General features: G+C 60.0%; 12 protein-coding genes. 11 read left to right on the top strand and 1 reads right to left on the bottom strand.

Translation table 11 applies throughout. From position 1 onward, the window contains the following. Positions 1 to 8: 8 nt before the first annotated feature. From VE009_RS12960 to VE009_RS12910, 11 genes are all read left to right on the top strand, one after another. A complete protein-coding gene (locus VE009_RS12960; RefSeq protein ID WP_325008213.1) occupies positions 9 to 1,496 on the top strand; it encodes a glycoside hydrolase family 32 protein in 1,488 nt (495 codons plus the stop codon). 72 nt (positions 1,497 to 1,568) lie between these two features. Further along, the gene (locus VE009_RS12955) at positions 1,569 to 5,411 is read left to right on the top strand and encodes a GH32 C-terminal domain-containing protein (RefSeq protein WP_325008211.1); all 3,843 of its coding nucleotides are present in this window, start codon (positions 1,569 to 1,571) and stop codon (positions 5,409 to 5,411) included. Positions 5,412 to 5,700: 289 nt separating this feature from the next. Beyond that, the gene (locus tag VE009_RS12950) at positions 5,701 to 6,381 is read left to right on the top strand and encodes a GntR family transcriptional regulator (protein ID WP_325008209.1); all 681 of its coding nucleotides are present in this window, start codon (positions 5,701 to 5,703) and stop codon (positions 6,379 to 6,381) included. 106 nt (positions 6,382 to 6,487) lie between these two features. Then, on the top strand, positions 6,488 to 7,222 hold the full coding sequence (locus tag VE009_RS12945) for an aspartate/glutamate racemase family protein (RefSeq protein WP_325008207.1): 735 nt from the start codon (positions 6,488 to 6,490) through the stop codon (positions 7,220 to 7,222). A gap of 186 nt (positions 7,223 to 7,408) precedes the next feature. Then, on the top strand, positions 7,409 to 8,743 hold the full coding sequence (locus VE009_RS12940) for an extracellular solute-binding protein (RefSeq protein ID WP_325008205.1): 1,335 nt from the start codon (positions 7,409 to 7,411) through the stop codon (positions 8,741 to 8,743). Positions 8,744 to 8,833: 90 nt separating this feature from the next. After that, entirely contained in the window at positions 8,834 to 9,730 is an 897-nt protein-coding gene (locus VE009_RS12935) for a sugar ABC transporter permease (RefSeq protein ID WP_325008203.1), read from the top strand. Between the two features lies 1 nt (position 9,731). Then, the gene (locus VE009_RS12930; RefSeq protein WP_325008201.1) at positions 9,732 to 10,613 is read left to right on the top strand and encodes a carbohydrate ABC transporter permease; all 882 of its coding nucleotides are present in this window, start codon (positions 9,732 to 9,734) and stop codon (positions 10,611 to 10,613) included. 38 nt (positions 10,614 to 10,651) lie between these two features. Continuing rightward, on the top strand, positions 10,652 to 11,707 hold the full coding sequence (locus VE009_RS12925; protein ID WP_325008199.1) for a DUF6282 family protein: 1,056 nt from the start codon (positions 10,652 to 10,654) through the stop codon (positions 11,705 to 11,707). Positions 11,708 to 11,828: 121 nt separating this feature from the next. Continuing rightward, a complete protein-coding gene (locus tag VE009_RS12920; RefSeq protein ID WP_414694848.1) occupies positions 11,829 to 13,367 on the top strand; it encodes a spore germination protein in 1,539 nt (512 codons plus the stop codon). A 22-nt stretch (positions 13,368 to 13,389) separates the two neighbouring features. Further along, on the top strand, positions 13,390 to 14,586 hold the full coding sequence (locus VE009_RS12915; protein WP_325008195.1) for a Ger(x)C family spore germination protein: 1,197 nt from the start codon (positions 13,390 to 13,392) through the stop codon (positions 14,584 to 14,586). Between the two features lie 7 nt (positions 14,587 to 14,593). Then, a complete protein-coding gene (locus VE009_RS12910; RefSeq protein WP_325008193.1) occupies positions 14,594 to 15,712 on the top strand; it encodes a GerAB/ArcD/ProY family transporter in 1,119 nt (372 codons plus the stop codon). A 57-nt stretch (positions 15,713 to 15,769) separates the two neighbouring features. On the opposite strand, the gene VE009_RS12905 is transcribed toward VE009_RS12910, so the two are convergent. After that, entirely contained in the window at positions 15,770 to 16,132 is a 363-nt protein-coding gene (locus VE009_RS12905) for an MbeD/MobD family mobilization/exclusion protein (protein ID WP_325008191.1), read from the bottom strand. Positions 16,133 to 16,277: the final 145 nt, after the last annotated feature.

The raw sequence follows: 16,277 nt of genomic DNA, 5'->3' as shown, positions 1-16,277 counted from the left end.
GGGATTTCATGAGGGAGGGTTCGAACGCAGCGCACGAGGCGGGCATTCGCCGGGCCTGCGAAGCGCTCGAGGCAAGCGAGTCTCGGGTGACCGACCGCAGGTACCGGCTGCATTACCATCTCATGCCGAAGGGCGGCTGGATGAACGATCCGAACGGCTTGGTTTATTTCAGGGGCGAGTATCATGCGTTTTACCAGCACGACCCGTACCGCCCGACGCAGGGGCCGATGCATTGGGGCCACGCGAAAAGCGCCGACCTGGTGCATTGGGAGCATCTCCCGGTCGCGCTCGCGCCGTCGGAGCCGTACGACCTCGACGAGAGCGGCAGCGCGGGCGGCTGCTGGTCGGGCAGCGCGGTCGAAGACGACGGGAAGCTCGTCTTGATGTATACCGGCCACGTCGACGGCGGAACGCCGCCGGAGGCGCAGTGCCTTGCGGTCAGCGAGGACGGCGTCCGCTTCGCGAAGGATGCGGCGAACCCGGTCATCCCCGCTCCGCCGGAGACGGGCGTCTTCGGCTTCCGCGACCCGAAGGTGTGGAAGCGGGGCGATACGTGGTACGCGGTCGTCGGCAGCGGCTTGAACGGCAAAGGCCGGGCGCTGTTGTACGACTCCCGGAATTTGCGGGAATGGCGCTATATCGGTGTGGCGGCGGAAAGCGACGGGACGGAGGGGAACATGTGGGAGTGTCCGGATTTGTTCCCGCTCGGCGACGGCGGCGAGCACGTCCTGATCGTGTCGCCGATGAACATGGGCGCGACGAAGACGATGTATATGAGCGGAACGTTCGATTACGAGACGGGGACGTTCCGGCGCGCGTACGCCGAGCGGCTCGACTACGGCTTCGATTTTTACGCGCCGCAGACGTTCCGGGACGGCCGCGGGCGGCGGCTGCTGCTCGCGTGGATGAACATCTGGGGCGCGGCGATGCCTGAGCAGGCCGACGGCTGGATGGGCGCGATGACGCTTCCCCGCGAACTGACGCTCGGCCGCGACGGGAAGCTGCGTATGCGCCCGACGGAGGAGCTGCGGGCGCTGCGAATCGCCCTAGCGTCGTCGGCGTCTTCCCTCGCCGTCGAAGAAGGCGTCTCGGCGATCCCCGGGCTCCGCGGCGACGCGCTGGAGCTCGTCGCGGAATGGGAAGCGGGGAGCGCGGACGCCTTCGGGCTGCGGCTCCGGTGTTCGCCGGACGGGAGCGAGTATACGGAAATCCGGTACGACGTCCGCGAGCGCCGGCTCGTCGTCGACCGCGACCGATCGGGCGCAGGCGACGGGGGACGGAGCGAGGCGTACGTCGAACCGGCGGAAGACGGAGGGCTGAGGCTGCACGTCTTCTTGGACCGGTCCTCGGTAGAGGTGTTCGCCGGCGACGGCGCGGTCACGATGACGAATCGGATGTATCCGGATCCGAGCAGCTTGGGCGCCGCGTGGTTTGCCGAAGGCGGTTCCGCGCGGCTTCGGACGTTCGAAGCTTGGAGTTTGAAGTCGATCTGGTAACCGGGAACGGAAAGCACGCAAGTGCTTTTCTTTTCGCAGAAAATATAAAGCGCTTACAGAGGGGTGGTTTTCGTGGTAAACAAGGGGAAGGTACGGTGGGGCAAACGGTGGATCGCTGCGCTTCTGCGCGTTTGGCTCGCGCTCGCGACAGTTAGCGCCGGCTTGACGCCGTTCGGCGCGTCCGCGTCGCCCGGTCACGATTGGCTTACGAATCTCCCGGGTTATTTGCCGGTTTCCGGGCAGTGGACGACGCAGCCCGGCCTCGGGCTGAGCGGAACCGGTCCGGCGGACGCCAATGTTTTCGCGATATCGACCGTCCGGGTCGGCTCGAAGTTTACGTTCGAAGCCGACGTTAGGGTGGACGCGGGGACGCCCTACGGCGTCGGTTCGCTCGTGTTCCGGTCGACTTCCGACGGGGCGAATGGGTATGTCGTCAGCGTCGATCCGAATTTGGACCGGGTTCGGCTGTTCGACTACGACACCGGAGCGGACGTCGCCCCGCCGCAGCCGATGCCGCTGGAACCGGGAACGTGGTATCGCGTGCGCATCGACGCGGACGGCGCAAATCTTCGCGTCGCCGTCGACGGCGCGCCGGTCTTCTCGGCGCAAGACACGGCCTACGGGTACGGGCATCTGGGCTTTCACGTATACAACGGTACCGCTCATTTTCAAAATGTATACGCTTACGAAACGAGGACGAACCTTGCCGGGTGGAGCGAGCTCGGCGGCGACTGGGAGCAGACGTCGCTCGGCTGGAAAGCGACCGCCGCGAGCGGGCAAAACGGGAAGGCGATGTCCGGCGTGTGGGCCGACGATTTCACGTACGAGGCGGATTTGTTGATCGAGGACGCCTACGCCGTCGGGACGCTGTTGTTCCGGTCCGACGCCGCCGGCACGCACGGCTACGCGCTGCAGGTCGACCCGAATATGGATCGGCTGCGTCTGTACAGGACGGCGGACGACGTGACGCTCGGCGTCAAATCGATGGCGCTCGACGCCGGGAAGGTGTACCGGGTCCGCATCAAAGCCGAAGGACCCTCCATCAAAGCGTACGTGCAGACCGATTTTCGTCGCGCCGACGGGTACGATCCCGCGATCAGCGTCTCCGATTCGTCCTATGCGGGGGGCTTCGCGGGACTGAACGCGTATAACGGCACCGTGCGGTTCGACAACGTTGTCGTTAGCGACTTGCGGAGCAATCTCGGCGGGTGGCAAAGCTTCGGCGGCACGTGGACGCCGCATCTGCACGGCAGGAAAGCCGTGAGCGAGGGGGCGAGCGACGCGTTCCGCTTCGCCGCGGGCCAAGCCGGCGATGTAGTGCTCGAGGGCGACCTGCGGGTCGACCCCTCGACGCCGTTCGGCACGGCCGCTCTCGTCTTTCGGGTCGACGAGGCCGGCGCGTCGGGCTACGCGATTAACATCGATCCGAATCTGGATCGTATTCGCCTGTTCGATTTGAACGGGGGCGCCACCATCGCTTCCGCTGCGATGCAGGTCGAAGCTGGCCGATGGTACCGCTTAGAAATTCACGCGAAAGGAAGCCGGATCGAAGCGTTCGTGGACGGCGGTTCCGCGCCGGCGCTGGCGGCGACGGACGGGAGGTACGTATCCGGCCGAGTCGGTTTGAGCGCGTTCAACGGGACGGCCTATTTCCAGAACGTTCATCTGTTTCCGGCGGAAACGTATTACGGGGAAACGTACCGGCCGCAGTATCATTACACGATGGCGCTGAACTGGATCAGCGACCCGTGCGGGCTCGTCTACTACGACGGCGAATACCACTTGTTCGCGCAGGACGGCGGGACTTGGACGCATGCGGTCAGCACCGATTTAGTGCATTGGCGGAGACTGCCGACGGCGCTCCCGTGGAACGAAGCCGGGCATGCGTGGACCGGTTCGGCGGTCGCCGACGAGCATGACGTCTCCGGATTGTTCCAAGGCGGGTCCGGCCTAATCGCATATTACACGATGTTCCACCCCGACAAGCCGGGGGGCAATCAGAAAATCGGCATCGCCTACAGCAAAGACCGCGGCCGAACGTGGCAGTTTTACGAAGGGAACCCGATCGTCGAAAACCCCGGCGGACCGGACGGCGGCTGGGATTTCCGCGATCCGAAGGTCGTCCGGGACGAGGAGCGCGGCCGATGGGTGATGGTCGTCTCCGGCGGCGACCACGTCCGGTTCTACACCTCTACGAATTTGGTGGATTGGACGTATGCGAGCTCCTTCGGGTACGGGAACTATTTGCACGGGGGCGTATGGGAATGTCCGGACTTCTTCCCGCTGCCGGTCGACGGCGATCCGCTGCACACCAAGTGGGTGCTTGCCATCAGCAACGGCGCGGTTCCGCAGAACGACGGCTCGTCGTCGGAATATTTCGTCGGGTCGTTCGACGGGACGACGTTCGTCAGCGACAATCCCGCCGGTACCGTGCTGCGCGGCGAGCATGGCAAAGACATGTACGCGGCGATGACGTTCGCGGACGCGCCGGGCGGCCGCCGCATTCAGTTGGGATGGATGGCGAACTGGGACTACCCGTTCAGCTTCCCGACCGCGCCGTGGAAGGGGCAAATGTCCATTCCGCGCGAGCTCTCGCTGCGGACGATCCCCGGCCAAGGCGTCCGGCTTGTGCAGACGCCCGCCGCGGAGCTTCGGACGCTGCGAGGGACGCCGCAGTCATGGCGCAATATCGCCCTCGACCCGCAGGATGCGAACCTGCTCGAGAACGTCTCGGGGACGGCGTACGAGATCGTCGCCGAATTCGAATTGCCGTCTTCCGGCGCCGCTACCGAATTCGGCTTCCGGCTTCGCGAGCGCGGAGAGCAGCGTACGGTCGTCGGCTACGACGCGGCGGCTTCTCGCCTGTTCGTCGACCGGTCGGAAGCGGGACGCGACGATTTCGCCGCGAAGTTCACGCCGCGGCGCGAAGCGGAGTTGCTGCCGGACGAACGGCGGATTCGGATGAGCATCTTCGTCGACGAGTCGTCGGTCGAAGCGTTCGGCAAAGACGGGGAGGTCGCGTTCTCCACGATGATGTTCCCCGATGCGGCTAGCGACGGATTGAGCTTGTATACGATCGGAGGCCGGGTCGACGTCGTTGCTTTGGACATCTATCCGCTGTCCGACATTTGGACGGGGCCGCCGCCGAGCGGGGACGTTCCGCGTCGAGTCGTCATGGATCAAGCGCTGTTGGAGCTAGCGGAAGGAGAGTCGCGGCGGCTGTATGCGAGGGTGCTGCCGGAAACCGCCGCGGATCGGAGCGTCGTCTGGCAGTCGAGCAACCCTGAAATCGCGACGGTGTCCGACGGCGGCGACGGCGGCGCGCTCGTGACGGCGGCGAAGCGGGGAGAAGCCCGCGTCACGGCGACGACCTCAGCAGGGGCCGTCGTCGGGACGACCGTCGTTCGCGTCGGCGCATTCCATACGAACGCGGCGGGTTGGACCGCCGGGGCGAGCGCCGCGCGGTGGGCCGCGGCGGCCGACGGCATCTCGGCGATGCACGACGCGGATGCGGCGTATATGTCCTCGGCCCAAGCGTCCGATTTCACGTTCGAAGCGGACCTAAAGATCGACGAAGCGGGAGGCTCCGGTTCGCTCGTCTTCCGGGCGAGTCCCGACGGCTCCAGCGGGTATTATCTGAGCGTAACCCCTGGGCAAAGAGCAGTGCGGCTGCTCGCGAAAGTCGACGGCAGCTTCATGTCCGGCCCCGCGCTGGCCGAAGCGCCGCTGTTGCTCCAGCAAGGAACGACGTATCGCGTCAAAGTCGTCGCCAGCGGCACGAACATCAAAGCGTACCTCGGCGAAGACGCGCAGCCGGTCATCGATACGAACGATTCCCGTTTCGCGGGCGGAAACTTCGGGGTTCACGTCAGCGGAGGCAGGGCGTATTTCCAGAACGTAAATTTCAATAATTAACGATGCGGCATCGGAACGGGCAGGGGCGGGCGGGCTCCTGCCCGATTTTTAATATGTAATAAAACATAACACCAAAACCTATAGAGAACGCCGTTTTGGAATAAAAAACAAACTTACCACTGGTTTTTTGTAATTTTAGCGATACTTTTTGTAGTATTGTGAAAGCTATATTGACATGCATGAAAAGTTCATATTACACTCGACCCATCCAGAACCGAGCTTGTAGAGAGGAGCGAAAGTGAATTGCAATCTGAATCAGATCAAAAACCGAGCGAAAGGACCGTAGAACATGTCGCAAGCGAATGAAACGGAAATTTACAAGGCGATCAAAGAGGCGATTATCCAGCAGAAGCTGCGCCCCAACATGCAGCTTGTAGAGGACGTCATCGCCGAATCGTTCGGGGTCAGCCGGACCCCCGTCCGCAACGTGCTCCGTCGATTGGCCATCGAAAAATTGGTGACGGTCATTCCGTATAAAGGCACGTTCGTCTCCTGCCCTACCGTCGAAGAGGCGAAGGAAGTATTCGAGATGAGGCGCGTGCTGGAGGCGGCGGCGATTCGGAAAGTGTGCCACCGGTTGACCGAGGAGCAATTCCGTCAGCTGGAGCTCGTATTGGAGGAAGAAGAGGAATTCCACCGGCAGGGCGATTGGTTCGGCGCGCTGCGAATTACGGGGGATTTCCACCTGAAGATCGCGGAAATGGCCGGAAACTTTTACTTTTACCGCTATTTGGAGGAACTGGTGTCTCTTACGTACGTCATCATAGCATTCTACGGGAAACGCCATTCAATCTTTTGCCAAGATCACAAGCGAATCTTACATGCCATGCGGCTGGGCGACGAGCATTTGTCAGAACGGCTGATGACGGATCATTTGAAAGAGATCGAGGCGGAGCTCGATTTCGGCGAAGCCGGCGCGGCCCCGGCGTCTTTGAACGACATTTTCCGGCCGAAGAAGGTAAGTACATAATCGCATAGGGTCGACAGTCCATTTTTTTTGGACCAGATTGTATACAATCTCGTATTCCGAATGAAATGCAAGATTGGATAAAAATCCTAGGCAAAGTAGGTATGGCATGAAAATTAAAATCATCAACCCGAACACCAGCAGCGCTTTAAACGAGGAACTGCGCAGGGAAGCGCTGAAAGTAGTCCGCCCGTCGACGGAAATCATCGCGGCCAGCCCCGAAATGGGACCGTCCTCCATAGAGTCGTTCTACGACGAATATTTATCGATTCCCGGGTTGTTCAAAGAAATTCGGAAGGGCGATGCGGAGGAAGGCGCCGACGCGTACGTCATCGCCTGCTTCGGGGACCCCGGGCTGCTCGGGGCGAGGGAACTGACTTCCGCGCCGGTCCTCGGTATCGCGGAGGCGGCGATGACGATGGCGTCGATGATCGCGGCGACGTTCAGCATCGTCACCACGCTGCCTCGCACCCGGCTGATGTCAGAGCACCTTGTGCAGCATTACGGAATGAGGGAGAAATGCAGGAGCGTGCGGACGACATCCTTGCATGTGCTGGACGTTCTCGCGGACCCTGATGCTTCCGTACGCCAAATCGCCGAGGAATGCCGCAAAGCGGTCGAAGAGGATCGGGCGGAGGCGATCGTGCTCGGGTGCGCCGCGATGGCGGCCCATAAAGCGCGGATCGAGCGTCTGGCGGGAGTCCCCGTCGTCGACGGGGTGCTCGCGGCTGTGAAATATTGCGAAGCGCTGGTCGACTTGGGGGCGAAGACGAGCAAGTCGCTGACGTTCGCCGAGCCCGAAAAAAAGACGTATACCGGTATGCTGCGGTCATTCGGACGGTAAGGTTTCCCCAAACGGGGTTTGCATAGGGCTGTCGGCGGGGAACGCCTTGACACGGAGAACGAGGGAGGTGAGATCTCGAGTTAAGGGCAGACGTTCTGCTTAGCAAACGAAAAAGAAAACACAGAGAGCTGGAAATCGGAGAAAGAGCGGCAAGCGAATCCCAATTCCAAACGGAGGGAAACCAACATGAAAAAGAAGACGGTCCTTACCACCATTCTCGCCGCGTCGATGACGATCGCGGCGTGCGGCACGGCGTCGAACGATTCGAGCGCGGACGAAGGAAAAATTACGATCACGCTCAAGCACGGCTATCGTTCCGAAAATATCGGCAAATATTCCGAGGAAACCGGCGTGCTGACGATGCTTCAAAAGTTCAGAGAAGATTACCCCGACATCGAGGTCGTCGAAGAGCAAGTCGCGTTCGAGGAATACGGCCTTAAAGCGCAGACGCTCGCCGCTTCGAACGACTTGCCGGACGTATTCCAGCTGCCGGGTTCGTATATGAGCAATTTCGTTAAGAACGGCATGCTGGCCGAGCTGAACGAAGACTTGGACAAGCGCCCCGAGTGGCGCGACGGGTATCGCAAGGGAACGTTCGACAGAGCGACCTACGACGGAAGCATTTACGGCATCCCGATGGCCGCCGGACCGACCCATATCATTTTCTATAACAGCAAAATGTTCGCCGAAGTCGGCTACTCCGAATTCCCGGCGACATGGGAGGAACTGCGGGACGCAAGCGAAAAGTTAAAGGCGAAAGGCATTCTCCCGTTCGCGTTCGCGAACAAAGACAAAGGCTACGCCTTGGATATGTGGTTTTCCGTGCTTGCCGACCGGTTCGCCGGCCCGGAGTGGACGAAATCGATCGTGGAAGGGACGGGGGCGAAATACACCGACCCCGAGTTCGTGAGCGCCTTGACGCTGCTGTCCGATATGGCAAAGGCCGAGTACTTTAATAAGGATTTGAATTCTATCGACGGCGACGCAATGCACCGGTATTTCTACGAAGGCAAGGCGGCGGCGTTCGTCGACGGCATCTGGGACGTCAATAACCAGGTGACGAACGCTCCGAAGGACGTCCTCGACGCGACGAAGGTGGCCGTCTTCCCAAGCGTCGCAGGCGGCAAAGGAAATCCGAAAAGTTCGTCCGGCGGCGCTGGCGTCTACTACAGCGTAAGCAGCAGCGTGGAGCCCGGCCCGAAGCGGGACGCCATCATGACGCTTCTTCAATACTTGACCGGCGACGGCAGCGCGAAAATTATGGCGAGCGTAGGCGGCTTTCCGGCGTACGACCCGGGCGAATTCGACGAATCGAAGCTGCATAGGCTTGCCGTGGACACCTACGGCGCGGCGAACGCGGCGCCGGCGTCCCGAATTTTCGGACTGTGGTTCGAGGCGTCCGTCAACGACGTCTTGAAAACGGGGCTGCAGGACCTCTTGATCGGGGCGAGAACGCCGGAGCAGGTCGCGGAAGAAACGCAGGAAGAGTACGAGTTTTACTTGGAAAACAAAGACAACTAATGCCGGCGAAGCGCCGAAACGGCCCGAGCGGAGCCTGCCGAAGTCGCGGCGGCTCCGCAAGGGACGAGCTAGGAAAGCGGAGGTGACGGAATGAATCGATCTTTGCGCCCGTCTGCGTGGGGATTCGTACTGTATTTACTGCCCGGACTTCTCATTTATTCGTTCGTGGTGCTGCTCCCGATCGTCGACGCGTTCCGGTACAGCTTATACGCATGGACCGGCGGTCCCCGAATGCGTTTCATCGCCCTCGAGAATTACGGCAGGCTGCTTCACGACGAGCTGTTCTGGTATTCCTTCTGGAACAACCTCGTAATTATCGCCATCGCCTTGATCGGGCAGGTCGGGTTCGCGATCGTCTTTTCGCTCCTGCTTCACTCGAGGTCGACGAAATTCAAGGGATTGCATCGCACGATGAGCTATTTCCCTTCTACGCTCTCCGCGATCGTCGTAGCCATGCTGTGGTCCCTGCTGTACAACTATAATCACGGATTAATTAACGCAATCTTGCGGTCGATCGGTCTCGACCGGTGGGCGTTGCCGTGGCTGGATATGCCGGGGCCGATATTGCTGACGGCGACCGCGCCGCTCATCTGGCAGGCGATCGGAGGGTACGCGATCATCATTCTGGCCGGCTATACTTCGATCAACAAGGAAGTGCTGGAGATGGCCGAAATCGACGGCGCGTCGGGGATCAAAAGAGCTATGCATATTACGCTGCCGCTGCTGAAGAACACGCTGATGGTTTGCGTCGTGCTGTGCATCGCCGCGAACATGCGGGGGTTCGACCATTTCTACGCGCTGACCGGCGGAGGGCCGGGCAATTCGTCGCTCGTGGTCGCGTTATATGCCTATAACACTTCGTTCACGAGGTTTAATTACGGTTACGGCTCCGCGATTTCCATCGGCATCATGATCTTGAGCTTGGCGCTCATCGTCGGCAGCCGCATATTGCTCCTTGGAAACTGGAGAAAGAAGAAGGAGGCGTGACATGGAAGTCGCGAACAACCGATTGTCCGCATTGGAAAGCGAAAAGTCCGCCTTAACGCTACTCCGGAAAACCGGGGTGTTCCTTACGAACGGCATGCTGATGCTTTTTACGTTGAGCTGCGTGTTTCCGATCGTATGGCTGTCGTACTCTTCGCTGAAAACCAAAGAGGAGTTCGCCGGCAGCATCGTCAGTTTGCCGAAGACGCTCCAATTTTCCAATTACGTCGAAGCGTTCCGGACGATCCAAATGGAGCTCTTGATCTTCAACAGCATTCGCAACACGGTCATTTCGGTCCTCTTCGTCGTCGTCATTTCCTTCGTAACGGGATACTTCCTGTCTCGATTCGAATTTCGAGGGAAACGACTGATTTACTACTATTACGTCTTCGGGCTGCTCGTCCCGATTCATGCCTTGCTCGTTCCCGTGTACCTGCTTTTCAACAAAACGGGAATGGTCAACCAATGGTACACCTTGCTGATTCCGTTAATCGGGTACAGCTTGTCGTTCCCGATTTTTCTCGTCGAGAGCTATATCCGGGGCATTCCTCGCGAGATGGAGGAGGCGGCCGCCATCGACGGATGCTCGTTCGCGCGAACCCTGTTCACCATTATTTTTCCGATGACGATGCCCGCGGTCACGACCGTGGCGATCCTGCAATTTTTCGCTTGTTGGAACGAATTCTCTTTCGCGCTCATCCTCATTAACGACGAGCATTTGCGAACGGTGCCGCTGGGACTGACCTCCTTCGGGAATCGGTACGACACGAATTATCCGCTGTTGATGGCGGCCATGATGATCGCCCTGCTGCCGGTCGCGCTCGTGTATTTCAGCTTCAGCTCGAAAATAATCAAAGGGGTCGGGGCCGGCTCCGTAAAAGGCTAAACCGTCAAATTTATATTCCACGTTGGAGGGAACCGTACATGGCCTTATATATGAATGAAGAACATCAGGCGAGAAGCGAACGGGATTGGAACGGGGCGAAGGAACCGTTTTACGACCGCTCCATGGAGCTTCCCGGCGAGCTGCTCGTCGGCGCGATCGACAGCCACGTGCACGCGGGTCCGGTTCTGAAATCGAATCCGGGGCATCAGGATCCGATCGAGGCGGCACTCGAGGCGAGAGCCGCCGGCATGCGCGCTCTCGTATATTACGACGTCTTCGGCTGGGCGTCGGGAACCGCGTGGATGGTGAACCGCCACGTGAAAGGGATCCGGACGTTCGGCGGCTACTTGATGAACTCCTGCCACGGGGGCATGAATCCGCGCGCCGTGAAGACGGCGCTGCATCTCGGGGACGGCTGCCGGTTCATCAGCTTCGGCTCCCACTGCACGTACCATTCGGCGACCCGGGAATCGACCGTCGTCGACGGGAAGCTGGTTCCCTTCAAGGACGCGTTCCCGAAGTTCGCGGCCGAGGAGCTGCCGCGGGCGACGAGAATTCCGCTGGAAGATCCCGTTCCGCCGGAATTGGACGAAATTCTCGCCATGATCGCCGAGCATCCCGAGGTGTACTTGAACACGGGGCATGTATCGGTGGAAGAGGCGTTCCGGCTGCTCGACCTCGCGGAGCGATACGGCATTAAGAAGGTGTTGATCGCGCACCCGGTGCGGGGCAGCATGTCGATCGAACAGCAGAAGGAAGCGGCGCGCCGCGGCGCCTTCCTGGAGGGCTGCCTCGTCGATTGGATGTATCCGGACGTGCCTCGCACGCACTATTACGTGGAGCGCGAATATATGGATATGGGGTCCGAGCTCGGATACCGGACGCAGAACGCGGTCGCTTGGATGAAGACGATTCGGGAGGTCGGTCCGGAGCATTTCGTGCTTGCCACCGATTACGGCGTCCGAGCCGCTTCGACCCCGGTGCAGGGGATGCGGACGATGATTACGACGATGCTGGACTACGAATTCGCGCCCGAGCAAATTTACCGCATGGTGGCGGAAAACCCCGCCCGGTTGATCGGGTTGGACGTATAACCAAAAGCGCACGAAGCCTGCGACGATCCGTCGCGGGTTTTTATTTACCCTTTGGAACAGAGAAGTATAAATCAGGAAGGTCAGGAAATCCTATCACGAAAGCTTACCTCGACGAGTGGATGTGATCGGATTGCCGCAAGAGTCGGTACCGGAGCAAGATGCGCTCGTATCCGCCCATGTGCAGCAGAACCTTGCAACGATCCAAGAGATGACGGGACACAGTTCGGATATTGTGATTCGAACTTTTTTGGCGTTCGATGGAACGCCCATGGCGCTCGCGTACATCAGCGGACTGACCGATAACATCATCGTCAACCAGAACGTGATCGGCCCGCTGATGACGCCCCGCTCCCCGGAGCGAGACGATGCGAAGCCGGCCGAGTCGTTCGTCCGCGAAATCGCAAATCGTCTCTTGACCGTCGATGCCGTATCGCCGGTTCGTTCGATGAAGGAGCTTTTTTCGTCTTTATTCGAAGGCAACGCCGTCGTATTCGCGGAGGGCGCGGAAGAAGCGCTGGCCGTCAACACGTCGAAGTGGGAGCATCGGAGCGTCGAGGAGCCTTCCTCCCAAACCGTCATCCGCGGGCCCAAGGAGGGCTTTAACGAAAATATCGGCACGAACGTGGCCCTGATCCGCCGGAGAATCAAAAGTCCGAACTTGTGGAAGATCGATCGGAAAATCGGGCGGCAAACGCAAACCGACGTCAGCGTGCTGTATATGAAAGGAATCGCCGACGAAGGCGTCGTGCGCGAGGTGCTGCGGCGGTTGGACGCCATCCGGACGGACAGCATTTTGGAAAGCGAATACTTGGAGGAATTCATTCAAGACCATACGTTCACGCCGTTCCCAACGATCCTGAACTCGGAGCGTCCGGATACGACGGCCGGCGCGCTGCTGGAAGGCCAAGTCGTTATCCTTACCGACGGCACGCCGTTCGCTCTCATTCTTCCCGTAACGTTCTTTAAGTTCTTGATCGCCAGCGAGGATTATTACCAGCGTTTCGATATCGCCAGCTTCCTTCGCGTGCTGCGCTTCGGAGCGTTCACGGCGTCGATGCTGCTGCCGTCTATGTATATCGCGATCACGACCTTCCACCAAGAAATGCTGCCGACGACGATGCTGATCGGGCTTGCCGCTCAGCGGGAAGGGGTTCCGTTCCCGGCGTTCATCGAAGCGTTTCTCATGGAGATCACGTTCGAGGTGCTGCGGGAAGCCGGAACGCGAATGCCGCGGGCGATCGGTCCCGCGATTTCGATCGTAGGCGCTTTGGTGCTCGGACAGGCTGCCGTGGAAGCGGGACTCGTCTCCGCGGCGATGGTCATCGTCGTCTCCTTCACGGCGATTTCCAACTTCGTCGCCCCCGCCACCAACATCGCGATCGCGTCCCGGCTGCTTCGGTTCGTACTGATGATATTCGCGGCGACGTTGGGGTTTTTCGGCATTATGACGTTTCTGTTCGCGCTGTTGATTCATATGTGCGGGCTTCGATCGTTCGGCGTGCCGTATTTGACGCCGTTCGCGCCGTTCGTTCTGCGGAACTGGAAGGACATGTTCGTCAGAGCGCCTTGGACGTTGCTGCGAACGAGGCCGCTGCCTTTCGGGGCGAACAATCCGATTCGGCAGAGACGGCGGAAGAAGCCTCCGGGCGCGGACGAATAGGATCGCCGGGAGGAATGAGGCCATGAAACGAGGACTTTGGATGCTGCTGTTGACCGCGGTGGTGCTGAGCGGCTGCTGGGATCGCATGGAGATGGACGATCTGGCGATCGTCAACGCGACGGCGATCGACCGGAACGAGGCGGGGCAATGGGTGATGACGTATCAAGTCGTCATTCCGCGCACGTTCGGAATGAGAACCGGAGGAGGGGGCAGCGGGTCGCCGGTCATGACGTTCACGACGAAAGGAAATACGTTGGGGGAAGCGGTGCAAAACGCCAGAAGAGAGCTGCCGCGCCAGCTGTTTTTTCCTCACAGCCGCGTCGTCATCGTCAGCCGCTCGGCCGCCGAGCGGGGCATCGGAGACATTATCGATTTTTATTTAAGAGACGAGGAGTCGCGCGAAACGTCCAATCTGCTGCTGTATGACGGGAGCACGAGGGACATTCTCGAGGTGTTGACGAATTTGGAGAGGCTTCCCGGCAATTCGATCCATCAGCTGATCGAGGGTCCCGGCAAACAGAACGGCACGATTCCTTCCAAGGTGTACGAGATCGTCACGATGCTGGTCGGTCCGTCGAAGAGCGCGGCGGTGCCGGAAATTCGCGTGTCCGGGAAGCTGGACAAACAGACGACCTCCGAAGCGGTGCAGCGCACGAGACGGATGGCCGTGTTGAAGCTGCACCGGGCCGGCGTGCTGAAAGGGGACAAGTTCGTCGGCTGGATGACGGAACGGGAGGCGAACGGCGTCGGCTTCGCGACCGGTCGGGCAGGGTACGACATCGTCCCGTTCGCGTGCGGGGACGGCGGCGAGGAGCGGGCTTCGTTCGCAATCGAAAGGTCGGACACGGACCTGCGTACGAGCGCGAGGAACGGGAGGGTGTATGTCGACATCGACATCGCCGTGCAAGGGTCGGTCATCGAGTCCGCCTGCCGCTCGCCCTTGAAGCGCAGCGACACGCTGGAGCGCATGGAACGACGGATCGAGCGGAGCATCGAAGACGACGTGCGAACGAGCTTCGAAGGCGCCAAACGGTTTAAGGCGGACGTCTTCGGCATCGGGGAGGCGGTTCACCGGGAACATCCCCGTTGGTGGAAAGAGCTGGAGAAAGATTGGGACGCGAATTTCGCGGAAGTCCAATTGCGCGTGGACGTCGACGCGAGAATCCGCAACACGGGCATGATTAACGACTCCGTCGCGAAGAAGCTGGAAGGAAAGTAGGGCGGCCGTGGAAAAAATCAATAACACGCAGTTGGGCGCTATGATCATCTTGTTTCAGATCGGCAGTACGACGCTGTTCGAGCTTGGCCTCGAAGCGCGTCAAGACGCGTGGCTGGTCATTCTTCTGGGCTGTTTCTTGGGGTCGCTGTTGTTGGCGATGTTTGTCGCCATCCAGGCGCGGGAGATGGAAAGCAATTTGTTTCGAATTTTTTTGCGATATTTCGGACCTTGGGCCGGCAGGGCGGCGATCGTACTCTACGTCGTTTTCTTTGCGTACGAGTCGATGCGAAATTTGCGGGATTTCGGGGATTTGACGAATCTCACCGTGCTGCCTCGCACGCCGCTGCCGCTGATTTTGCTGGTGCTGACGCTCCTTGTTGCATATGCCGCGCTGAAAGGCATCGAGGTTTTTTTCCGATTGGCGGAATTCATCGTCATCGGGGTCATCTCGTTTTACGCCGTGCTGATCGCGTTTTATTTGTTGTCGGGCATCGTCGCGTTCGAAAGACTGCTTCCAATATTAGAGAACGGAGCGTCTCCCGTGCTCAAGGAAGTGTTCCGCGACGCGCTATGGTTTCCTTTCGGGCAAATGTTCGTCTTCCTCGTATTTTGGAGCTATTTGCAGAAGAGCGAGGGGAGGGCGGTATGGCGAATCAGCGTTAGGGCTTATTTCGTCTCGGCGGCCGTCATCTGGACGATGAACGTTCTCGCTTTATGTACGCTCGGTCCCGATTTTATCGAAATCAGCACGATTCCGCTGCTGCAATCGACGCAGCTCATTCAATTGGCGGAAATTTTCGAACGGTTCGACGCCTTGGTGTTTTTGCTGTTTTACGCGGGAATCTTCGTGAAAGCGACGGTCTGGCTGCTGGCGGCCGTCATCGGTTTGGAGGAGTTGTTTCGAAAGTCGTACCGATGGTTCGTCGTCCCGACGGCGGGCGCGCTATATGCCGCATCGCTGCTGCCCCGCAGCTGGCAAGGCCATCTGGAGACGGGGAAGCTCGTAGCGGAACGATACATGGCGACTCCGATCATGCTCGGGGCGTTTCCGGCAATGCTGCTCGTCGTAATGGTCGTCAGAGGGTGGATCGAGCGAGGGCGGCGAAGGAACGCGGAGGAAGCCTAGATACGAAAAGCTCCCCCGCGGTTGCCGGCGGGAGAGCTTCGTCCTTAGCGCGTGTTCTTATTCGTCGCGAATGCCGGCCTGCTGTTCCAGACGACGGACGCGCTGGCGCAGACGGTCGACTTCCGTATCCAACTGGTTCACCTGTCGCGACAAGCGATCGACGACCGGCTCGAGCGCCGCGTGCTGCCGCTCCAGACGTTCGACGCGCTCCTCCAGGCGACGGCCGCCCGGCGGTACCGGAATCGGCAGCGGGAACGGGAAACCTGCGCCGCCGCCGCCGGTTACGGGGATGCGGAGCGTCTGGCCGGCGTACAAGTAGCCGCTCGTCAAATTATTCGCTTGCATCAACGCGTCGACCGTCACGCCGTAGCGAGCCGCGATGCTGTACAGGGTTTCCCCGGGTTGCACGGTATGAAACATATGGAAAAGACCTCCAATATTAGATTCAACACATGGTATGTGTCCCGTAGGCAAAACGCCCTCCGCATTCGCCCAATTCGCCGAAGCGGTCACCCCGCGAATAACGAAACTCCCTGTTCGAACATTCGAACAGGGAGTTTCACCT

The sequence above is a fragment of the Paenibacillus sp. genome (assembly GCF_035645195.1).
Lineage (GTDB): Bacteria > Bacillota > Bacilli > Paenibacillales > YIM-B00363 > Paenibacillus_AE.
Note: the sequence above shows the minus strand (reverse complement) of the source record. Positions and strands in the feature narration are given on the sequence as shown.

Coding starts and splice junctions, on each gene's coding strand:
- VE009_RS12935 (WP_325008203.1), top strand. CDS start 8,834: ATGAATCGATCTTTGCGCCCGTCTGCGTGGGGATTCGTACTGTATTTA.
- VE009_RS12950 (WP_325008209.1), top strand. CDS start 5,701: ATGTCGCAAGCGAATGAAACGGAAATTTACAAGGCGATCAAAGAGGCG.
- VE009_RS12915 (WP_325008195.1), top strand. CDS start 13,390: ATGAAACGAGGACTTTGGATGCTGCTGTTGACCGCGGTGGTGCTGAGC.
- VE009_RS12905 (WP_325008191.1), bottom strand. CDS start 16,132: ATGTTTCATACCGTGCAACCCGGGGAAACCCTGTACAGCATCGCGGCT.
- VE009_RS12960 (WP_325008213.1), top strand. CDS start 9: ATGAGGGAGGGTTCGAACGCAGCGCACGAGGCGGGCATTCGCCGGGCC.
- VE009_RS12925 (WP_325008199.1), top strand. CDS start 10,652: ATGGCCTTATATATGAATGAAGAACATCAGGCGAGAAGCGAACGGGAT.
- VE009_RS12930 (WP_325008201.1), top strand. CDS start 9,732: ATGGAAGTCGCGAACAACCGATTGTCCGCATTGGAAAGCGAAAAGTCC.
- VE009_RS12940 (WP_325008205.1), top strand. CDS start 7,409: ATGAAAAAGAAGACGGTCCTTACCACCATTCTCGCCGCGTCGATGACG.
- VE009_RS12945 (WP_325008207.1), top strand. CDS start 6,488: ATGAAAATTAAAATCATCAACCCGAACACCAGCAGCGCTTTAAACGAG.